This window comes from Loigolactobacillus backii (assembly GCF_001663675.1).
GTDB lineage: Bacteria > Bacillota > Bacilli > Lactobacillales > Lactobacillaceae > Loigolactobacillus > Loigolactobacillus backii.
Genome location: NZ_CP014873.1, coordinates 1,827,096 through 1,849,458, shown reverse-complemented (window position 1 = coordinate 1,849,458; position 22,363 = coordinate 1,827,096). Strand labels below are relative to the sequence as shown.

Below are 22,363 nucleotides of genomic sequence, written 5' to 3'. Positions count from 1 at the left end.
TAAATCTAACAATTAGACCGCACTTTACATTAATAACATCTAATAAAGCTCAAGGTATTGATCACGTTCCCATTGCGAAACAACCTGGCGGTATGAAGCCCATTCCAAGCGTTTGCTTTCAAGGAAGCTTTGATAAAGATGTGGTCCCAGTGAAGACTTTAATACCTCATCACCTTGCAAAACCTTTAACGCAGTATGCAACGTTGATGGCAAATCAATAATATGATTTGCTTCTCGTTCATCATCATTCATCCGGTAAATATTGCGGTCAACTGCTGGCTGTGGTTCTGCCTTTTGGCGAACACCATCTAAACCAGCCTCCAGCATTGCGGCAATAACCAAATATGGATTAGCTGTTGGATCAACACTACGCAACTCCAAACGGGTTGATAAGCCTCGTGATGCAGGTATTCGAACTAGTGGTGAACGATTTTTGCCTGACCAGGCCACGTAAACTGGTGCCTCAAAACCAGGAACTAAACGTTTGTAAGAGTTAACGGTTGGGTTAGCAATTGCCGTCAATCCGCGAGCATGGCTTAAAAGACCAGCTAAGAAGTGGTAAGCATCATCTGATAGCTGCATCTCACCTTTTTCATCGAAGAAGGCGTTTCCTTTATCATGGAACAAAGACATATTCATGTGCATGCCAGATCCATTTATACCATCCAATGGTTTGGGCATAAAGGTAGCGTGCAAACCATGCTTACGGGCAACCGTTTTAACAATCAATTTAAAAGTCTGAATTTTATCTGCCGCAGCTAAAGCATTAGAATATTTAAAATCAATTTCGTGTTGGCCCGGTGCAACTTCATGGTGACTAGCCTCAACTTCAAAACCCATGTTTTCCATTTCAAGAACAATGTCCCGCCGACAATTTTCACCTAAATCAACGGGGGCAAGATCAAAATAACTACCCTTATCATTAAGATTCAAAGTTGGTTGACCCTTATCATCTAACTTAAATAAGAAAAATTCTGGTTCAGGTCCAATATTAAAATCAGTAAAACCAGCTTCACGCATCTCGTCAAGGACACGAATCAAATTATTTCGGGGATCGCCCATAAATGGTGTACCGTCAGTATTATAGATCCGGCAAATTAGGCGCGCGACCTTCCCGTGTTCAGAACCCCATGGGAAAATCATCCAGGTATCTAATTCTGGATATAAGTACATATCACTTTCTTCAATGCGAACGAAACCGTCAATTGAAGAACCATCAAACATAATCTTATTATTCAATACCTTTTCTAGTTGATTAACCGGAACTTCAACGTTTTTTATAATTCCGCCAATATCAGTAAACATTAAACGGAGAAATTGAACATTTTCATCCTTAACAATCTGACGAATCTCATCTTTTGTGTAGTTAACTTTTGCCATCATATTGCTCCTTATATTAATTTACAGAGGCCTGTGCGTATGAAAAAGAGTTGTTGAACTCTGATCTTCGTTAGTTAGGCGCCCAGCCTGTAGTAATTCATCATGGAAAATTCGGCGAACATCCTCATCTGTGACGGGCTTTTTCAGATCGGCCTGCTTCTTTTGTTTCGCGACTTCTTTCATGTCATAAATATGTTTAATTCCCGCCATATTTATACCCTCTGCCAAGTAGTCCTTAATTTCCAATAAAACATCAATGTCATTCAATGAATACATTCGTCGGTTTCCGTCGTTTCGCTTCGGGTGAATTAAATCTTGCTCTTCATAGTAGCGAATCTGACGTGCGGTAAGATCAGTTAGCTTCATCACCGTACCAATTGGAAAAACAGATAACGAACGTCGCAGCTCTTTCTCTTTCATAGCGACCCTCCCTTTAGACAAACTCATCATAACAAGGCCAAAACTATTTGTCAATAACTTATGTTATGTTTTATAACATAGCCTATGAATGCCGGCCAGACCAATTTATTTAAAGTATGCTTAGGGCCTTTGTACTCGGCTAACACAGGCTATTTATAGCGATAAACTACCAGTCATGAAATAAAAACTTTACTTGGTTTTCTTTTTGCTAAAAAACGTTTCGTTAACTGCAGAAGTGATGGCCAGCTTTACGTGTTCAAACGTTAAACCACCCTGCAAATAAAGTGTGTACGGTGGGCGCAATGGTCCATCCACCGAAAGCTCAACACTAGCACCTTGAACAAAGGTTCCAGCGGCCATAATAATCTCGTCTTCATAGCCGGCCATGGCTTCGGGAATTGGTGTAACGTAGGCATCAACTGGCGAATACTTCTGAATTGCCGCCGCAAATTTAGTCATTAGCTCAGCTTGACCAAAATTAATCGTTTGAATTAAATCCGTTCTGGGTGCATCCCATTTAGGCTGAACATCCAAGCCTATTTTTTCCAATAATGCCGCGGCGTAAACCGCACCTTTAATTGCTTCACCAACAACGTGTGGTGCCAAAAAGAAACCTTGAAACATATCGCCCATAGTGTTCAAAGTTGCTGATTCACTGGCGCCAATTCCAGGAACAGTCAACGCGTAGCCGGCCTTTTCAACTAATTTCTGGTCACCGGCGATGTACCCACCAGTTTTTGCTAATCCACCACCCGGATTTTTAATTAACGAACCGGCCATTAAATTAGCGCCAACCTGCAGCGGCTCAGTAGTTTCAGAAAATTCGCCGTAACAATTATCCACAAAAATGATCACATTCGGCAAAATCTGTCGAACAAACTTGATCATTGCGGTGATTTGTTCGATGGTAAAACTATCACGAATGGCATAGCCACGGGAGCGCTGAATTGCAACTACCTTAGGCTTCTTCGCTAGTTTCTCTTTTACAATCAGCTGGTCCATCTGGCCATTTTCTTGAAGTGGTGCGTAATCAAAATCAATTCCAAACTCCGCTAGTGAACCAATTTTATTTCCGGCAATACCAATCACTTCTTGTAGGGTATCATAAGGCTTACCAGTGATGTAAAGTAGTTCATCTCCCGGTCGTAATAGACCAAAAAAGGCTGTTCCAATCGCATGGGTTCCCGAAACAAATTGTGGGCGTACCATTGCGGCCTCACCACCAAAAACATCAGCGTAGATTGCATCTAATTGATCACGGCCTTCATCATCATAGCCGTAACCATTAGTACCCGTGAAGCTATCCATCGAAACATGGTGTTCACGAAAAGCCGTTAGAACCTTTTCCTGATTAGTTAAAACGTTATCTCTAATTTGTTCAAACCGTGGCTCAACCTGTTGGTCAACCACTTTAACGAATGACTGTAATTTTGGATCTAATTTGTCCAGCCAACTCATTTAAATCACTCCTCATTTAAAAAGTTTTTAACAGCTTGCTTAATTTGCGGTAAATCTTCTGGCCTTGTGACTAAATCATACCAATGAACTGGTAACTGATTTCGAAAAAAAGTTAGCTGCCGCTTGGCGTAATGACGTGAATTCTGTTTGACCTTACTCACCGCCGTTGCTAAATCACATTCTCCTGAAAAATAAGGGAAAAACTCCTTATACCCAATTCCCTTACTGGCTTGAGGAGCTTGCTGCCGCCGCTCGTACAACCATTTTGCCTCTGTCAGTAACCCTGCCTGCATCATTAGATCAACTCGTTGATTAATTCGCCGATAAAGTAATTCCCGCTGGGTTGTCAGTCCAATAATATACGGTTCGTAGTTTGTATTTATTTGATCTGTCTGCGCCGAAAAACGTTTACCCGTCAGTGTATAAACCTCTAACGCTCGAATAATCCGCCGGGTATCCGCCAACGGAATCCGTTTGGCCGCGGCTGGATCAACTTGAGTAAGTCGATTCCATAAGACCTGATTACCCTCTTGCTCAGCAATTAAACTTAATTGCTTGCGTAAGGTTAAATCTTGGGCGGATCTAGCACCGCCTAACTGATAACCGCGTAATAAAGACTGCAAGTAAAAGCCCGTTCCACCAACCACAAATGGTTGTTGTTTGCGGGTAATAATTTGCGTGATTTTTTTAGCGGCTAAATCCGTAAAATCGGCAACCGTGAAACGTTGCTCAACATTACAAATATCCAACAAATGGTGGCGCACACCGGCCATTTCTAGTGATGTTACTTTAGCCGTTCCAATATCCAGATGACGATAAACTTGCATGGAATCACCTGAAATAATTTCACCTGAAAAGGCCTGTGCCAAATTAATTCCTAGGTCCGTCTTACCAACTGCCGTCGGACCAACAATCAAAATCAGTTTCTGTTTAGGCATTCCTTCCACACTCCTGTTCCCGAATCGCCAATGCTTCTTTCGGGTAATCAGTAAAAAGGCCCGCAAAATTGGCCTGAAAACAGTATTTTAAATCGGGTACAGAATTGACGGTCCACGGCCGAACTGCTAGCTCGGCAGGAATTGTTTTTAAATGCCGCTTAACCCAAGCTAACTTTGGGTGCCAAGCCACAACGGTTCCAGCCTTAGTTAATTTTCGCGTTTGGCGACTTGAATATTTAAATAAACTTGCTAAGTGAGCATTCGGTGCGTAAAACTTCAACTGCGCCAATGAAGTTAAATTAAAACTTGAATATAGTACCTGATAAGTATGTTTATTTTGGGTCATGGCTTGAATTACTTTTTGCTCAATTCCAGGATAGTCCGTGTGATCCGTTTTTATTTCTAAATTGAATACTCCAGTAAAGTGCTGTTGATCCAGTAAATTAAGTACTTCTTGTAAAGTAGGAATCCGTTCACCCGCAAATTGTGGCGCGAACCAACTACCGGCGTCCAGCGCTTTTAGTTTTTCCAGCGACAACTGCTTAATTGCGCCCCGCCCATTGGTTGTTCGATTAACCTTCTCATCGTGCATAATGATTAAGGCACCGTCACCGCTACACTGCACGTCAGTTTCAATTCCATCGGCACCATCGACTATTGCCTGGCGAAAGCTAACCAACGTATTTTCCGGGCAGCTTCCCTTACTACCCCGATGACCAAAAATAAGCGTCACTTGATTACCCCCCTTATCAGAAATTCGACTAGACACTGACTTTATAATTACTCAACAATAATTAGTACTTGTACTAGGGACAGTACAGCTTAATCACTTATTCACTAAAAAAGCCCTGATTTATAAAGTTAGCTGGTCACTAAACCGACTTTATAATCAGTGGCTCTTTAAACATGTTTCTTGCTCTTAGTCTTGCCATCCCAATTTTGATAACCTTTTTTTAACCAATAAAGGTTACGGTAGCCCTTACGGTATAATTTGATTGCGGCCCGCGTACTTAAAGTTCGGCCCTGATCATAAAGATAAATTGGTAGATCAGCACGAAGGTCCGTATACCGCTGAGTTAATTGCGAATAAGGTAAATTTCTGGCACCTAAAATATGCCCAGAATCAAAATCCTTAGGCTCGCGTAAATCCACAATTTGGGCCTTACGCATTCCCTTATTAAATACTTCTTCCGTAATTTCCTTACCGACCCGGCGTCTTTGGATGTAGAGATAAAGTTGGTTTCCGACCCAATAAACAACGAACAAGATAATAATTACGTTAAAAATAAAACTAGCACTAATTGCTGCACCTAAAGTCATTTCAACAAACCTCCCGTAAATCACGCGTTTAGTTACTAAACGCCACAATCACTATTTTCACACAAAACCAGTCGATTGACTAGTGGCAAAATAAAAACTGACCAAAAATTATGAATTTTAAGAGTACACCGTAATAAAGCAAGTTATTATTTTTTAAATTTTAGTTTACCCTAATCTAGATAAAAATAATTAGCGACTATGATCTTGTTAACTAATTGAGTTGAGCTAAGTTTAAGTCAACGTCATTTAAACATCGTTTACTTGTCAGTTAATTTAATCACAAAAATACGGAATAATAAGTAGCTCGTGCACTTGGCCGATCAACTGAATAGTTTGTTTTACAAATTTTCAGTAACTTTAAACCAAGTTTAGAAGCCTGCCCATTATTCCGTTCTTAAAGCACTATTTTACAAACTGGCTAGCCAATGAAGCTGCGCCAATAACACCGGCCTCATTACCTAATTCAGCCAACTTAAGCACGGAAGTTTCCCGAACTTGAGGGAATGTATAGAGATTGAAATATTTTTGAACTCGGTCAAGTAAAAATTTACCGGCCGCAGAAACGCCACCGCCAATAACAATATATGAGGGATTCAATGTGTTAGCAACGTTCCCTAACGCAAGTCCTAAGTAACGAGAAACCTTGTCCACAACTATTAATGCTAACGGATCATTTGCTTTAGCAAGGTCAAAAACGATCTTAGAACTGATCTCATCGCCATCATCTAATTTTTGTTTCAAACTAGAAGTGCCTGCGTATTCTTCCGCCATATCCCGGGCAACCCGAACAACGCCAGTGGCCGAAGCAACGGTTTCAAGACAACCCCTTTTACCACAATTACACAAGTAGCCATCAGGATCAATTGTAATGTGGCCAATTTCACCGGCAGAACCAGCCACGCCGTGGAGTAAATGGCCGTCAGCGATGATGCCACCGCCAACACCGGTTCCTAAAGTAACAAAGGCCACGTTTGCGTCATTTTCGCCTGCGCCCTTCCAGCGTTCACCTAAGGCGGCCACGTTTGCGTCATTATCAATTGCAAACGCAATCCCAGTACCTTTTTGGCTCTTCGTCAACTGTTGTTGGTGAATCCATATTTCGAGTTCTAATCACTTCGTGATTAGGGCTCTTTTTGTTTTGATTTTGAAAACGTATAGTACTCGAGTTCTAAACCTCCAGAAGCTGCGATAGCCAAAACTGGCTCGTTTGATCGCCTTGATTTTATTATTAGAACCTTCCAAAGGACCATTTGAATAGTGTGTGGTAAAGGTGTTACGAATCTCATCATGATGGCTTTCAAGTGTTTTAATCGTGTTCTTCATTTCTTCAGAATACGTTTTGTTATTCCAAAATGCCGCATTGTAGTTATGCCAATCTTGATGTTGGACAGCTGACCGGACGCTGTTTAAGACTTGATAAGTTTGTTCTAGTTCTGAATCCAACGATAACAGCTGATGGACAACATCGGTGGCAGCCATCCAGTAAGGAAAATTAGTCCACTTTTTGAATTGTTCAAAGTTAAGCTGTTCAGTTGGTACTAACAACAGCTTCCAGTAGCGCTTAAGGGCGTGAAATTCGCGAGAAGACGGGGTAAACTTCTTCATCACCTTGATTCTGGTTTTGTTAAACGCCCGATTTAGGGCGTTGATAATATGAAACTTGTCCATGACCACCATGGCATTGGGGAACACGGTCTGCACAAGCTTGGGGTAGGTATAATTCATATCAGTCACAATAATTTTGACGTTTTCTCGGGCAGCTTGATCGAAGCGGTAAAAATACTTCTCTAGTTTATTGATGGTTCGATAAGGGAGTAAGTCGATTAATTCATGGGTTTCGCCATTCATGAACTCAAAGCTCATGGCACCAGTAGCGCTCTTGGTACTCTTCACCTCATCCATTAAGATGATCTCTGGTAAATAGTGCCAATTGGTTTGAAAGTCTCGTTCAGCGCGCATTAACTGGCGGCCCACAAATGAATCTGATGCCGATACTTCATTGGCAATGTGCTTCAAAGAGACCGGTTCACCGAGCTTCTCTAGGCATTCTTTGCGGCTGGTGTTTGAAATTGTACAGTGTTTCGGAACTGCCACTGTTTGTGCAAGAAAGTTGCCGTGACATTCTTTACAGTGGAAATAGCGGCGCTTTAAGGCTAAGATGACGGTGTTGCTCAGAACCTTCGAGAATCTGATAGTGGTATTGCGCCAGCCGTAGTTAATAATCTTTTGATCATTGATAATCCCGCACTTGGGACAAGCCTTCGGCGTGTAATCCAAGTGGCCAGTTAAGCGAATAACCCCGTCTTCTCCAGTTTCACCGTCAGTAATTTTTAGGTTCTCGTCAGCTATTCCTAATAATAATTTTGTAGTATCATGACACATAGGGCATTTCCTTCTTTCTGAAAAATCTTCGTGGTGGTTGACTTGGATGAACGGACAGGAAATGTCCGCTTTTTTATTCTAGCCATAAATAAAAAATCTGTCATCAGTAATAGATGAAAATCTATTACCAACAACAGATATTGTAGAACCACCTTTTTCGATTTCTCGCTTAGCCTGTTGCAGTGTCTTCCAATTTAAATTGAAAGCACCGATAACAGTTCCTGCTTTTCGATCAACTGTCCCTGGTGAACCCATGCCAATCCCCGCAAATTGATCCGCGGACATTTCAAACAAATCCAAATGATGATTAATTGAATCAATAATATCGGGAATAATATGACTACCTTCATCTAAAATGTTAGTATCAACACTCCAACGTTGTTGAATATCTCCCGTTGTTGTCAAAATGGCAAACTTGATGGTCGTACCACCTAAATCAACACCGATTAGTTTTTTTTCATCCATAAGCGCACTAACCTCCATTATTCTTAATCTGCTCGTGTCGTTCCTCAATTCGATGTTCGTGTTCTAAAACTAGCTTGGCCCGCATGTACGTATCGTGATCCAGTACACCTGCTTCGTGCAAATGATCGAGCTCAAGTCCCATCAATTCAATGTCCCAGATTCGCTTACCAACATAAACGTAAATATTAAATTTTTTTAGTAACTGTTGAACATCATAGAGTGTTTTCATTAGCCACAACCTCACAATTATACATAGAAATACTAATTATTAAAACCCAGATTTAGAAAAAATCCAACCATCGCGATAAATATCACCAGGCTAATAATTTGTCGTCCACGTGACGTGCCACCAATCCTTGGTACGCCGACAATATTTGCAATTAAAAACCCACCTAATAGACCACCCACGTGTCCTGCCAGATCGATTCCCGGTGCAAATAAATCAAAAGCGAGATTTAAAACGATAAAAAGTCCAAATTGGCGGCCAACTGCTCGGATGGCCTGATTATTGCGAAAGGCCTCCATCAGCATAAAGAAAGCACCAAACAAACCAAAAATGGCCGTGCTTGATCCGGCTGATAGATTAGGGCTAAACACAAAACTCGCAATATTACCGGTAAAACCGCTTAATAGATAAATTACTAAAAAACGCCAGTGACCAAACACACCCTCAATTTGCTCCCCAATATAATACAACGTGACAGAATTGACTGCTAGGTGCATTAACCCAATGTGCAAAAACATTGGTGTGAATAGCCGCCACCACTCACCCATTTGGATTAATTGATTAACTTTGGCACCAAAAAAAACGAGAACATTAGTGTTTGTACTTCCTCCGGCCAAAGTCATTAGTCCAAAAATCACCACTTGAATGATCAATAATAGATAAGTGACGTAAGGACCATTTTTAAATTCTTTAAATATTCGTTCCAACTACTCACCTAACCTTTTGTAAAAAACTTCTGAACTTTAACGTCAAACGCCTCTACTGGCCACGTTGGTTCGGTAAAGTACTGTGGTGGTAATACTAGGCTAACCGTATTTTGTGGATGGGCCGCCAGGAATCGATCGTAATAGCCACCACCGAAACCTAAGCGTACCTGTTTAGTGACCGAGAAAGCCACTCCCGGAACTAAAAATAGATCAAATTTATATTTTATAAGGGATGCATTATAAATCGGTTCCAACAAACCGAATTTACTTCTAACTAATTTAGTTGTTGACGTGTAGGGTAGAAACACCATTTGACGTTTGGGCATTACCCGGGGGATATACACACTTTTTCCTAATTGCCAACAAATATCAATCAATGGTTTAGTATCTAACTCAATAGTTTGGCTCAACGTTAACGCAATTACTTGAGCTGCTTTAAAAGTAGTACTTGTCGTTAATTGCTGAATTAAGTCGGCTTCAGCAATCTTTTTATCAACAGTCCCAGCATAATCATTTAATCGTTTAAGTTGCGCCGAACGAATAGTTGTCTTAGTCATAAAAATTCCCCCTACAAAAAAACAACAGGAACTAACCTGTTGTTATTTCGTTTCACGATGTAACGTAACTTTCCGTTCATTTGGGCAATACTTATTAAGTTCCATCCGGTCAGGATTGTTACGTCGGTTTTTACTTGTTAAATAGTTGCGGTGATGGCATTCTGTGCATTCCATCGTAATATTGACACGCATATTTTTGACCCTCCCTGATATTTCATTATTAACGCTATTCTCAAACGAGTACTATCTTATCATTTTTTTATGCTTCTGACCAGTCTTTTTAACAATAAATGTTAAGCAAATCTCCTTGACAGCCAAATTATACTTAATTTGGCATTTTTCCAAGCACTTCATTCAACCGCCAAATTAAAAGTATCAGCAAATAGATGATGATGACCCGCCAAATACTAGACCAAGCCAACATTGCTTGCACATACAGTACCCGGCCCAGTTGCCGATATAAAAATAAACCGATAAAAAGAATCACTGTGGATACCAACGCCTCAAACAACCAACGGTACCGCTTGACTAACCCTCTATTTTTCGTCAATTACCACGCGCATCCCTTCCGGAACGTTTTCGTAAATCCAGCGTGCATCAGGAACTGATAAACGAACACAGCCGTGGGAGGCAGCCGATTTACCTAATTTAGCCGCCTCGGCCAAATTATAATTACCGTTTTCATCAGTTGGTACGGTGTGAAATAAATAAATTCCGTGATCCTTCCACGACACCCAGTAACGAGCACCTTCCCCTGAAGCGGCATTATAGAAAAAATCTCCCCGCTCTTTTTGAATCGCAAAAGTGCCAGTAGGGGTCCCCCCTTTAGTGCCAGTTGAAGCGTACATTCGGTACAGTCGCTTATTGCCATCCATAATGTAAACCCGCTGCTTTTTAATTGCTACTCTGATCCATGCATTTGGGTGTTCTGCCAACTTTGGGTACGGTTTAGTTTCGGAAGGTTTACGCCAATCAATCTTGACGGTCTTCTTTTTTGGTACGACTTGCTTCTTAGCTACAGCCTGCTTCTTAGGTACCTTTTTATTGACCGCAGTTGCATTCGTCGGTTGTTCACTTGGTTGCATTAAGTGGTAACCCACGTTAACAATAACCGTTAAACTTAAAAGCACAACAACAATTTGAAGCATTTTTTTAAACCTTTGTGTCATGTTTTACTCCCCATTAATTATTTTGATTCTTCCTCATTGTCCCATAAAAACACACGTAAACCAACTAACGTGCTGATTGACCTGCAAACGCCATTTGGTAGCGGACATGACTTTTACCGCCACCATCCGTAATGACTTGCAATTGGAATGGTAATTGTTCTTGTAGTTCTTTAACGTGGCTAATAATACCAATCATTCGATTTTTACCTTCAATCGTTTCTAAAGCCGTCATAGCCATTTCTAACGCTTCTTCATCCAATGAACCAAAACCCTCATCGATAAACAAAGCATCAATTTCAACACTACCCGTTTCATTTTGAATCACTTCACCTAAGGCCAAAGCAAGGGCCAAGGCCGCAATAAAGCTTTCCCCGCCAGAAAGCGTATGCACGCTTCTTAACGCACCAACATTATCATCGTAAACATCAATTTCCAAACCGGAATGATTACGATGAGTCCCTGTAGTTTCGTGTAACTGTAACTGATAACGCCCGTTCGTTAATGGCGCTAAACGCTGATTAGCTACAAGTAAAACTTCAGTTAAATAAGTTTGTAAAACATAACGTTCTAAACTCACTTTATTTGCACCATCACCGTTAGCAACGTTAGAGAGCTGGTTCAACTGGGCTAACAACTGCAAACGCGATTTTTTAGCCGCTAAACACTGGTTAATCTTTTTCAGTAACTTTTCGTTGGTTTGCTGATTAGCTTCTGCTTGATAAAAATGAGCACTAATCGTTGTAACTTGTTCTTCTTGCTTAGCTAATTGCTGCTGTAATTTTTTTAAATCAGGCTGCGGTCGGCTTGCGATTAATCCATTTAGATGATCTAATTGGGTTTGCTTTTGTAGCCGCTGGTCATGAAAAGTCTGTAATGTCTGGCGCTTTTCATCCAAGGTCGCTAATTTTGCTAATAATTCCTTAAACTGTTGTTCTGGCCGATCGGTCCAGCGCGATTTTAAGGCCAGTGTCACCTGCTGTTGCAGTTGTTTAACTTTGGCCTTTAACTGCTGTAATTGTTGCTTATTTGCCATCATAGTTGCTTTTAACGCTGCTAATTTTTGATTTGCAGTATCTTTGGTCGTTGTTGCGCCATTAAAGTCAGCCGCAAAGGCCGTAATTTGTTCTTGTAACGATTCTAAATGCTGCTGTAACTCTGCTTCATCTGAAAATTGCGCCGGAACTTGTTCCTGCAAAGATTGTTGCTTTGTTATTGCTTTAACCAATTGCTGGGCACTGGCCTGCTGTTGTTGCTGCAATGACGTTAATTCAGTTTGCAGTCCCTGTATTTTTTGATTGAATTGTTCTGCCAAAATTTGTTGTTTGGAAAGGTGTTGCAGCTCTTGTTCTAACGCTTTTTTTTGCTTTTTTAAATCAGAGATTCTTTGGGTTAGTAAAGACTCAAAATCAGTTAAATTTGTATCTAAATTCACACCTAACAACGTCTCTTGGCTGGCACTTAGTAATGATTGGCGCTTTTTTTCTAATCTTTGCTTGGCCTGTTTTAAAGCAACAGTTCGCTCACTAAATTCAGTTTGCCGTTGGGCCAACTTTTTACGTTCTTGGGTCAATTTGGTTTCCGCTTGCTGAACCTCGGCCTCACTAATCAGTGTACTCGGAAGCGCTGGCGCCGGTTTGGGGTGATCAACTGCACCACAAACTGGGCAAGGCGTTCCGGGCAACAATGATTGACTCAATCGAGCAATTTGCGCCTGGGCCCATTGGCTATTTAACTGGCGGTATTCCTGATCGGCCTCAGAAACCTGTTTTTCTGAATAGCTTGCTTGTTTACCAGTTGTCAGTAAAACTTGCTCAGTTTTAGTCAATTTCTGAGTTTCGCCTTTTAAATCCTCTAACTCATCGCGCCAACTTAAAAGCATTGTTTGCTGACCGGCAATTATATCTAACTTGGCGGTAACCACGGGCCGATTAGCTAACTGGCTACTTAAAGCTTGCTGTTGTCCTTCATTATCATTTAATTGTTGCTGTTTTTCACCTAACGTTGTTTGTAACTTTGTCTGTTTTTCCTTGAGTTGTGCTATTTGTTTCGCCCCAAAGGTTACTTTTTGATAAATTGGTTGTAATTGTTGCATTTTATCCAACTCATGCTGCCTTTTTTGTTGCTCTGGTTGCTTAAGCGTTAAGGCCAAAAACGTCGCATTAGTCGTTTTAACGGTCTGCTGTTGTTCTTCAAGCTCAGTTAGCCTTACCTGGGCCTGCTTTTGCAGTCTGGCCAACTCTTCCTGACTTTGCTCAAGCTGCTGTACTTTAGGCTGTTGCGTCTTGGCCCATTCAAGACTGGCTATTTCACTGGTCAACTGTTTCATTGCCGGCTTCTTTTCCGTTAAGGCCACTAGATCCTGTTTTAAAATAACCGTCTGCTGCTGCCAATCACTCAGTTGGCTAGCCAATGTAGTCTGATTTTGGACTAATTGAACGGCCTGTTTTGCCTGTTCTAATTGCTGTTTTTGTTGCTCAATCTGCGCCTTTAACTGCGTTTGTTGTTGTTCGGCAATTTGTAAAACGTCATCAATTGGCGTATCAGCCTGCGGGTGTTCAAAATCGGATTGCCAAATTAATTGTTGCTGCAACGTTTCGATTTGTTCTTGGGTTTGAAGTAGATCCTTTTGCTCACTGTGTAGTTTGGTTTTCATCATCTGTGCCCAATCAGCATAAAATTGTGTATTAAATAAACGGCGCAAAACTTTTTCTTTGTCGTCACTAGTGGCCGTCAAAAATTGGCGAAATTCACCTTGGGGTAACAAAACGATCTGTGAAAACTGATTGGCGTCTAATTGTAGTAAGTCCTGAATATACTCCTGAACCTTTTTTGCCTTGGTTAATTCTGCTAACTCTTCATCCTGTTCAAAAACGCTTAAGCTAACTTTAGCTGGCTGTTGTCGAAACCCACCGCCACGTTTTTTGGGAACAGTTTGTTCTGGTTGCCGGCAAATCCGGTAACGTCGCTGCCCGTGCGTAAACCAAAAAGTGACCTTAGTCTGGGCATCAGTTGCAGCAAAATTAGACCGCATTGCTGCACCATCACGATCAGCCCCTGAAGTTTGATTAAAAAGTGCATAACACATTGCATCAAAAATAGTCGTTTTACCGCTACCAGTTTTACCGCTAATCAAAAAAACCGGCGTTTCAGTAAATCTTGTAAAATCGATTGTTTCATGTTCGTAGGGTCCAAAGTTCTCCAATAATAACGAGAGTGGTCGCATTAGTTGTCTTCCTTCTGTTCTTGACTTGCCTTCAGCATTTTTGTTGCCCACTGTTGCTGCTGCTCGGTCAATTGTTCACCAGTCACATCAGTAAAATAATTGGCCAATAAAGTTAAAGGATCTAATTTACGGATTTGACGTCTCATCTGTGGCTTTACCACAGGCCCAGTAGTCCGGGTTAGACTGACAATACGCGGATAAATTTTTCTTAACTCCTGCATGACATTAGGAATAATTTTTTGATCAGTCAATTGAATTGCTAGAAAATCATCACGTTGTTGTGTCTTATAAAAGGTAGAATCACTAAGTTCCGCAAAGCTTGCCTTTAAGGTCCGAACGTCATGCAATGGTTTTAAGGGGTGAAAGTCAACCTGATTAGATTCGGTATCCACGATCCAAACCCCCTTTTCTTGGTCAGCCTCAGAAATAGAAAATTTAACCGGTGAGCCACTATAACGAATTTTTTCTGCATGTAATGCGTCTTTACTATGTAAATGACCCAAAGCGACATAATCAAAATCCGTTAATAAAGTTAATGGTACTGCATCTAACCCACCGACAGTAATCTTAGTCTCTGAATCAGTTGTCGAGCTGCCAGCAGCAAAGAAATGAGCAACTAAAACGTGTTTCTTATTAGGTAGAAATTCAGACCTCATTTTCGCGACCACAAACTTCATTGCGGTTGAAATCTGATGAATATCATCTTCTTCAAAGTATTGACGAGCCGCAAAAGGTTCAAAATATGGCAATAAAAAGAACTGCGTATTGCCAATTTCGATTGGCTTAAATGCCGCCGCCAACGTTGTTCGCAAATAAAATTGGGTTGCTGTGTACCAAGGGCTTCCCGTTGCCAACCGAGTAGCACTATCGTGATTACCGCTGATTGCTAAAACTGGCAATTTCTCGGTTAAATTAAGTCGCTGTAACATCTCATTTAAAGTTTTAACCGCTAATTCACTTGGTTGAGCACGATCATAAAGGTCACCAGCAATCACAATTGCATCAACGTGTTCTTCTTTTGCTAACTGCACAATTTGCTCGTAAGCAAATTGCTGCTCCGCCAATAAATCATAACCGGCCAATTTTTTCCCAATATGCCAGTCGGCCGTATGTAAAAAACGCATTTACTCTTCCCCCTAACTCAAACATCCGTTGAATATTCACCGTTTTTAGCTACCTTTGTTAAAACGTGTCTAAAAGTACTAATCCACTAAAAATTAGCTAAAATTTGTTTTGAATATCACCAATATTTTTCAACATTACCGAAATGGTTCCGTCTGGATTATTCACAAATTCGATTTGTTCTTTATCCTGGTAGATTGCCATTGGAATAATTAGTTCAATGCCATTATCTAACTTCAAACGCTGCTTGCTTAATTTACGGTCAAAATTACGCGTCAAGTCCTCTTTTTTTGCCGGAACTGCCTTCTGTGCAACCTTTTCCGTAAAAGCCTTTTTGGCCGGCTCATTGTCCTTAAATACCTGATCCGCAACGTAGTCCACATCTAACGTACTAGTATCACTTAGACTATCAAAAATGGCTTGTTTAGTTTGGGAACTTGTTTCAAAGTCGTCCTGTGTAAATTCGGCGGCAACTGTCTTAGCCGTCTCACCAACTGTTTTAACACTTTCAGTTAATGTTGGCTGAGTTGTTAGGCCTAAATAAATTTTTGAAAAATAGGCCTGCTTTTCACCATCAATGGCAAACACCTTAGAAGCGACATAATAGCGGCGCTGCGCCTTCGTCATCAAGAATCCGTCATCAATTTTATGACTGCTACTAGGTAGTACGGACTGGTTTAAAATAATTTGATTGGCCACTTCTTGTTCATCATAATTTAAAAAATGTACGAAATTTTGACCGTGATTTAACTTAAATAAACCACAATAATCCTGTTCAGCTTCAGTTACATCCACGACTAAGAAATCAGCACGGGGTATTTCTGCCTGGGGTGCAATAAAATCATATAATTCTTGGGTTAGTTGCTGACTTTTAGTCAAAAAATCAGCGTCATTTAATAATAAGGCGGCCACTGGATTATCATCTGGAAATAAACCAGTTTGAACATCCCGCTTCAAAAATCGTTTTGTGACTTGTTCAATATATTTGGCTACTCCAGGATCATTTAAATCTAACTCGCGTTGGGAATAATAAATGGTGCCCGTCTCTTGGTCGGTAATGTGTAATACAGCATGATTAATTTGCATTCTTAAATTCTCCTTATTTCGCCTAAAATAAAAACCGAACTACCTTTAAAAGATAATTCGGTTTTAAAACCTACTGTGTTGTCGTTGTCGTTGCCGTCGTAGAAGACGTACTCGTAGTTGTACTTGAACTACCAGAACTTGTTTTTTGACCATTTAATTTAAAGTAGTCGGTAAACATTTTCTGCGCAACGTCGATATTATAATTCGATTCATCCGCACTATTAGCCATATCTGGGAAAACCACTGCGATTGCAATCTGTGGATTATTTGATGGTGCGTAACCAACAAAACTTAAGGTTAAAGTTTCTGGTGGATTGGCATCATTCGGTTTAGATGAATCATAGTAGAATGTTTGGGCCGTCCCTGTTTTAGCGGAAATTGAAGGTGTCACACCTTTCAACTGGTGGGCAGTACCCCAAGCCATTGAACCATGCGTTACATTATACATACCTTCTTTAACCACATTGAAATAAGATTGAGGCGCGTTAATTCGATTAAGCACCTTTGGTGTCGTGATTGACTCAGTTTGACCTAATGAACCATTCTTATTTGTTCCACGAATTGACTGGACTAAATAAGGTTGCATCCGCGAACCGTTATTAGCAATTGTCGAAATATATTGTGCTAACTGAATTGGCGTGTACGCATCATAGTTACCGTAAGCCAAATCCAGGGACTTAACGACATCGGTTGTTGGCCCTTCGTAACCACTGGTTTCACCAGGTAAATCAACTCCGGTTTTAATACCAAGACCAAATTGGTTGAAATAGCCACGTTCAGTCTTAAAGATTGATTTAGGCATGTGGAAGTATGAGTTGGCCTCGTACTTTGCGTTACCTTCCTTCATCGCAAGCCGCATCATATAAATGTTTGAAGAAACCTCAAGGGCCTGCTGCGCCGTCAATGAACTATAAGTGCCAGCAGGATAAACGGCCTTTTTAACCAAACCACCAGAGAAATAAATTGGTGAATCAGGCAATGTATTATTACTTGGTGAAATTGCACCATTCATTAAACCACCCATGACAGTAGCACCCTTAACCGCAGATCCCATAACAAAGTTACGGTTAATCGTACCCAGTGCATCATCAGTGGTTTTACCCGTTTTAGGATTATTATGAATTCCGGACATGGCCAAAATAGCACCAGTCTTTGGATTCATTGCAACGGCATAAGCACCATCCGAATATTGAGTTGCTCCGGCCGACTTAGCCGTATTAAAGACACTCTTTAATGTAGCGTCAACTTGCTTTTGATAGGCAGAATTAACCGTTAATTCTAAGTTACCACCCTTTTCACCGGAGAAAATCTTTTTAGTATTTAAAATTTTGTTGTTTGCGTTAACTTCAACCTGAGTTTGGGACTTAGTTCCCTTTAAAACTGGCTCATATTCTTGTTCTAGATAACTGGTCCCAACACGATCATTCCGCGAGTAGCCCTGAGCCAGGTATTCATTAACCTTATCACTTGGGAGACCTTGCTTTTCAGTAGAGACACTACCTAAAATACTGCGCATTGAATCACCATGTGGATAAGAACGTTCCCAATCATTGCTAATATTGACTCCTGGTAATTCAGTAAGGTGTTCACTGACCTGAGCAACTTCTTTTTCAGTTAAATTACTATTCTTAACGTAAACTGTTGATAACTGATAGGCACCACTCATTGTTTTATAGATCTGGGCGGCCTGAAGCTGCTTATTAGTAAACGTCAGATCACGTTTGCTCACAGCAGCAACCTCTTTTTTATAGAGTGTTTTCTCGTTTGGTGTTTCACCGTTACTGCCCTGCGTTTCAGATTTAGGCAAACTAGCGGCAACCCGCTTTAAGTTCTTAGAATTCGCCAAATAATAGTCAGCCTTATCCCGCCGCGTTAAATTACTCGTACTGACGGAAATGAACTGACTCAAGCGATTTGCAGTTTTATAAATATCTGAAGTTAAAACATCCATGCCTTTAGTGTAGCTAATAGCATTTTGAGCCTGATTACCAACTAACACTCGTCCCTGAGAATCATAAATCATTCCTCGAGGCACATTTCCAGTAACTACTGTTTTATCAGTGCGATCAACCTCTGACTCAAACTTTGAACCATAAAGGATTTGTAGGTAGCCTAATTGCGCAATCAATGCTGCAAAAAGAATAAAAACAATAAATAACAAGAAATTCAAACGGAACGGAATACTTGATTGATTTCGTCCCGGCCTTTTTGATCTGCTTCGCAAAAATTTCACTTGACCTTGCTCCTTAAAATCGATCCTGTAAAAGAAATTGTGCTAAAAATAACTACGCACTTTTACACTTGCTCATTTAATTAATCTTCAAATTAAATTCACCACGTAATCTTTTTAGCATAACACCTTTTATCTCGCAACACTTCTATCATGTTAGCATAACCTTTTGGCTTTTGAAAGAACGCAAATTTAAGATTCAGTAAAAATTCGCCAACTTGTTTTTAAATCTTAGGAGTCTTTAAAAAGCGTTAAAAAAGCTTGCGGGTTAATCTAGCTTCGCTTATGCTCATTATAGTATTCTTTTTAAATTGAGGTGAACTTCTGGTGCAAATCATACGTTTTTTTAAGAAACACGCACCACTTCTTTTAAGCTTCTTCGCTCCCATTATTATTATGGGGAGTTATTTTGCAATCCGCCACATGTTTCCTTTTGGTAATAGCAGTCTATTGACCGTTGACCTTGGTCAGCAATACATTGACTTTTACGCCTTCTTCCGCGATACTATCTTGCACCACCCGGATCAGATTTTATACTCCTTTTCCAAAGCAATTGGTGGCGATATGCTCGGCGTTTGGGCTTATTATTTAATGAGTCCCTTTAACTTATTGCTTCTACTAACACCTGGTAAATGGTTAACATTTGGCGTGATGTTAATGACTTTGCTTAAGTACGGTAGTAGTGGACTGACCTTTGCTATCCTACTCAAAAAGACAAAAGTTCAGACCAAGTGGGGAATTCCAACTTTTGCGATCAGTTACGCTTTGATGGGCTGGCTAGTCGCTAATCAACTAAATGTGATGTGGCTGGATGCGGCCGTTTTTTTACCATTAGTTGTCCTAGGGATTGAAAAGATTTTTAGTGGAAAAAGTTACTTGTTTTATAGTTTTCTCCTTGGTTGCACACTCGTAATTAACTACTATATGGGTTACATGATTTGTCTTTTTTTAATCACTTACATGTTTTGGGCGAGTTTTCGTCATTGGTCCGGCTGGCAAAAGTTATTAACTGCTTGGCGAAAGCTCATTGTTGGTTCACTTTTAGGAGCAGGCTTGGCCGCAGCCTTGTTACTACCGACGTTCTACGCACTCACTCAAAGTAAGGCCAAGTACACATTAACGCATTTTAAATGGCAGTTTGAATATTCACCCCTTAAAATGCTTTCGAAATTCGTCGTTGGCGCTTTTAATTTTGATCAAATGCCCACTGGCTACCCAAATATTTTTGTTGGCTCATTAGTCCTACTTGGGTTTGTACTTTATTTTCTTAGTCACCAAATCAGTTGGCGCGAACGACTTAGTGCTTTAGTGGTTAGTTGTTTCTTCTTTTTCTCGCTTTGCTTACAACCACTTGATCTTGTTTGGCACGCCATGCAATTTCCAATTTGGTATCCCTATCGTTTCAGTTTTGTGATTTGCTTTTGGTTAGTGTGGCTTGCAGCGATTGCTTTAAAGGCTAACCGCAAGTTAACCTCCTGGCAAATTGGGGTACTAGCACTTTTACTAATCGGTTTTGATGGCTACGTTTATTTTCATTTGGACCGATTTAACTTTCTTAAGCCGTCACAGTTACTCTTAACGGTCTTATTTGGGTTCTTGGCACTTATCTTTTTGGCCTTACGCCAACGCGTTCGCCTTACTAACCGGTACTTTGGCTTGATATTTGTTAGTTTCACAATCATTGAAATGTCAACAAATGCTTATCTAAGTCTTAACCAAATTAGTTACGTTAGTCAAAGTGATTACGCCAATTACACTGCTGAACTGGTAAAAGTGGTTAAACGGGTAAAATCCCAGAACAAAACAAACGACTTCTATCGTTTAGAGAAAACATTTATGCGAACCAAAAACGATTCGATGGAAGCCAATTATAATAGCGCCTCACATTTTAGTTCAACCTTTGAAGCAAAGATTCCTAATTTTATGGGTCGGCTTGGTCAGCCGGCCGGTGATGGTTTCATTACTTACTCTAATGGCACTTTATTTACGGATGCCTTTCTAGGAATGAAGTACTACCTGGACGCCAAACCAGAAAGTAAAAGTAGTGCAACCGTGCTACCGCCACTGACCGATAAACCTGACTTGGCCTTTTATCGTGAAATTGGGCAAGACAGGTTAACTAAGACTTACCAAAATAATTATGCCTTACCCTTTGGTTTTGCGGCTTCCAATAAAATTTTAGAACCTATTAAAAATAATCACTACCCAACACTTTATCAGTCAACGATTCTTAATCATTTAATGGGATCGACACAGTACACGTCGTTGTTTATGGCTCAGCAATTTGCGACGGTAACTTATCACAACGTACGCCAAGATAAAGCACCCTTAACGGAAACCTATAAAAAAATCGACAAAAAAAAGAACGGCACAATTACCTACCGTTTTACACCAACAACTAGTGATCCCTATTACCTGACAATTGGTTCAAATCTCAATAGTAAGGCCGTTAGTTTTACGGTTAATAACCACCCGTTACAACAATATGATACTTTTCGTGATACAGTAATTGTCGATTTGGCTGCCGCTGAACAAAACCAACCAGTAACCTTAACAATTACCCTAAAACAACCTGAAGTTTGGTTACAGAATTTCCAACTTTATCACTTTAATACGGCCGCTTTGAATCAAGCAACACAAACCTTACAGGCTCACCCGTGGCGGTTAACACGTAATAGCAATACGCATTTAACGGGTAAAATTACCATTCCCCACCGTAAACAAGTGATGATGACCACCATCCCTGCGGCCAAAGGTTGGCACTTACGCGTTGATGGTCACCCTAAAAAATTCAAACAAGTGCTCGGTAGTTTAATCGCCATTCCATTAAGTAAAGGTAGCCATACCGTCAGTTTAGCTTATTGGCCACCTTACCTAACTTTAGGCCTGATCATCTCTAGTCTAAGTGCTCTAATTGACCTATTAGTGTTATTGTCTTTAAAAATTAGACACCATTAACCAATTAAAAAGGACAGAATCACAATCTGTTTAATCAGTGTTCTACCCCACTGATTAGTTAGATTGCGATTCTGTCCTTTTTATTCTGCCAAATGGTGCTTTAAGGCATAAATAGCAGCTTGCGTTCGGTCTTCTACTTGTAATTTCGATAAAATATTGGAAACATGCGTTTTTACAGTTTTTAACGTGATAAACAAGTCGTTGGCAATTTCCTGATTACTCTTGCCCTGCGCAATCAGCCCCAATACTTCCACCTCACGTTTAGTTAAATCCTCGTAAAGTTTTGGCTCCGGTTTTCGTGATAAGCGGTGCATCATTTTAGTAGTTACCTCAGGCTCCAAGACTGATTCACCTTTATTAGTGGACCGAATTGCGTCGGCGATTTCTGCCGCCGTTGAGGTTTTTAAAATATAACTTTTTGCACCAGCCTCAATTGCCGGATAAACCTTTTCGTCGTCAATAAAACTGGTCACAATTAATATCTTGGCTTCCGGCCAAGCCGTCATAATTTGTTTAGTTGATTCAATCCCATCCATGACGTCCATGACAAGGTCCATCATAATAACATCAGGGCGTAAGTCCAGTGCCTTTTCAGCACCAATCTTACCATTTTCAGCTTCACCAACAACCTCAATATCATCCTGAACGGCCAAATAGCTGGCAACACCAATGCGAACCATTTCATGATCGTCTACAATTAATACCTTAATCACAACCTGCAC

19 protein-coding genes and 2 pseudogenes are annotated in these 22,363 nt (G+C 40.5%); 1 reads left to right on the top strand and 20 read right to left on the bottom strand.

Annotated elements, in window-relative coordinates; translation table 11 throughout:
- Positions 1–39: 39 nt before the first annotated feature.
- From glnA to AYR53_RS08265, 19 genes and pseudogenes are all read right to left on the bottom strand, one after another.
- Positions 40–1,380 carry a type I glutamate--ammonia ligase gene (gene glnA, locus AYR53_RS08350; protein ID WP_068223778.1) on the bottom strand — a complete coding sequence of 447 codons (1,341 nt, stop codon included), beginning with the start codon at positions 1,378–1,380 and terminating at the stop codon, positions 40–42.
- A 21-nt stretch (positions 1,381–1,401) separates the two neighbouring features.
- Positions 1,402–1,800 carry a MerR family transcriptional regulator gene (locus AYR53_RS08345; RefSeq protein ID WP_068223776.1) on the bottom strand — a complete coding sequence of 133 codons (399 nt, stop codon included), beginning with the start codon at positions 1,798–1,800 and terminating at the stop codon, positions 1,402–1,404.
- 189 nt (positions 1,801–1,989) lie between these two features.
- A complete protein-coding gene (locus AYR53_RS08340) occupies positions 1,990–3,258 on the bottom strand; it encodes a methionine gamma-lyase family protein (RefSeq protein WP_068280821.1) in 1,269 nt (422 codons plus the stop codon).
- Between the two features lie 5 nt (positions 3,259–3,263).
- A complete protein-coding gene (miaA, locus tag AYR53_RS08335; RefSeq protein ID WP_068223767.1) occupies positions 3,264–4,196 on the bottom strand; it encodes a tRNA (adenosine(37)-N6)-dimethylallyltransferase MiaA in 933 nt (310 codons plus the stop codon).
- A complete protein-coding gene (locus tag AYR53_RS08330; RefSeq protein ID WP_068223764.1) occupies positions 4,189–4,929 on the bottom strand; it encodes a glycerophosphodiester phosphodiesterase family protein in 741 nt (246 codons plus the stop codon). Before AYR53_RS08330 ends, miaA begins: the two co-directional genes overlap by 8 nt.
- Positions 4,930–5,096: 167 nt before the next feature.
- Positions 5,097–5,516 (bottom strand): rhodanese-like domain-containing protein, encoded by a 420-nt coding sequence (locus AYR53_RS08325; protein WP_068223761.1) that lies wholly within the window; start codon positions 5,514–5,516, stop codon positions 5,097–5,099.
- A gap of 402 nt (positions 5,517–5,918) precedes the next feature.
- Positions 5,919–6,581: pseudogene (locus tag AYR53_RS08320) on the bottom strand (ROK family glucokinase); the annotation flags it as partial.
- A gap of 45 nt (positions 6,582–6,626) precedes the next feature.
- A complete protein-coding gene (locus tag AYR53_RS08315; RefSeq protein WP_035457977.1) occupies positions 6,627–7,898 on the bottom strand; it encodes an ISL3 family transposase in 1,272 nt (423 codons plus the stop codon).
- 150 nt (positions 7,899–8,048) lie between these two features.
- Positions 8,049–8,363: pseudogene (locus AYR53_RS08310) on the bottom strand (ROK family protein); the annotation flags it as partial.
- 7 nt (positions 8,364–8,370) lie between these two features.
- Complete coding sequence (locus AYR53_RS08305) at positions 8,371–8,592, bottom strand: YqgQ family protein (protein ID WP_068223755.1); 222 nt, start codon at positions 8,590–8,592, stop codon at positions 8,371–8,373.
- A 32-nt stretch (positions 8,593–8,624) separates the two neighbouring features.
- Positions 8,625–9,296, bottom strand: a complete 672-nt coding sequence (locus AYR53_RS08300; protein ID WP_068223752.1) for a rhomboid family intramembrane serine protease — start codon at positions 9,294–9,296, stop codon at positions 8,625–8,627.
- Between the two features lie 8 nt (positions 9,297–9,304).
- Complete coding sequence (locus AYR53_RS08295) at positions 9,305–9,853, bottom strand: 5-formyltetrahydrofolate cyclo-ligase (RefSeq protein WP_068223749.1); 549 nt, start codon at positions 9,851–9,853, stop codon at positions 9,305–9,307.
- Positions 9,854–9,895: 42 nt separating this feature from the next.
- Positions 9,896–10,045: a 50S ribosomal protein L33 gene (rpmG, locus tag AYR53_RS13325; RefSeq protein WP_075168921.1), complete on the bottom strand. Its 150-nt coding sequence runs from the start codon at positions 10,043–10,045 to the stop codon at positions 9,896–9,898.
- Between the two features lie 133 nt (positions 10,046–10,178).
- Positions 10,179–10,403: a hypothetical protein gene (locus AYR53_RS08290; RefSeq protein WP_068280827.1), complete on the bottom strand. Its 225-nt coding sequence runs from the start codon at positions 10,401–10,403 to the stop codon at positions 10,179–10,181.
- On the bottom strand, positions 10,390–11,022 hold the full coding sequence (locus tag AYR53_RS08285) for a L,D-transpeptidase (RefSeq protein WP_068280830.1): 633 nt from the start codon (positions 11,020–11,022) through the stop codon (positions 10,390–10,392). Before AYR53_RS08285 ends, AYR53_RS08290 begins: the two co-directional genes overlap by 14 nt.
- A gap of 64 nt (positions 11,023–11,086) precedes the next feature.
- Positions 11,087–14,245, bottom strand: coding sequence for an SbcC/MukB-like Walker B domain-containing protein (locus tag AYR53_RS08280; RefSeq protein WP_068223737.1), 3,159 nt, complete (start codon positions 14,243–14,245; stop codon positions 11,087–11,089).
- Entirely contained in the window at positions 14,245–15,369 is a 1,125-nt protein-coding gene (locus AYR53_RS08275) for an exonuclease SbcCD subunit D (protein WP_068223733.1), read from the bottom strand. The genes AYR53_RS08280 and AYR53_RS08275 overlap by 1 nt, the downstream gene beginning before the upstream one ends.
- A gap of 97 nt (positions 15,370–15,466) precedes the next feature.
- Positions 15,467–16,453, bottom strand: coding sequence for a nucleoid-associated protein (locus tag AYR53_RS08270; protein WP_068223730.1), 987 nt, complete (start codon positions 16,451–16,453; stop codon positions 15,467–15,469).
- A 70-nt stretch (positions 16,454–16,523) separates the two neighbouring features.
- A complete protein-coding gene (locus AYR53_RS08265) occupies positions 16,524–18,686 on the bottom strand; it encodes a peptidoglycan D,D-transpeptidase FtsI family protein (protein ID WP_068280833.1) in 2,163 nt (720 codons plus the stop codon).
- Between the two features lie 324 nt (positions 18,687–19,010).
- Here AYR53_RS08265 and AYR53_RS08260 point away from each other — a divergent pair, with 324 nt between their 5' ends.
- A complete protein-coding gene (locus AYR53_RS08260) occupies positions 19,011–21,641 on the top strand; it encodes a YfhO family protein (protein ID WP_225359751.1) in 2,631 nt (876 codons plus the stop codon).
- 80 nt (positions 21,642–21,721) lie between these two features.
- On the opposite strand, the gene AYR53_RS08255 is transcribed toward AYR53_RS08260, so the two are convergent.
- Entirely contained in the window at positions 21,722–22,354 is a 633-nt protein-coding gene (locus tag AYR53_RS08255) for a response regulator (protein ID WP_068226200.1), read from the bottom strand.
- Between the last annotated feature and the right edge of the window lie 9 nt (positions 22,355–22,363).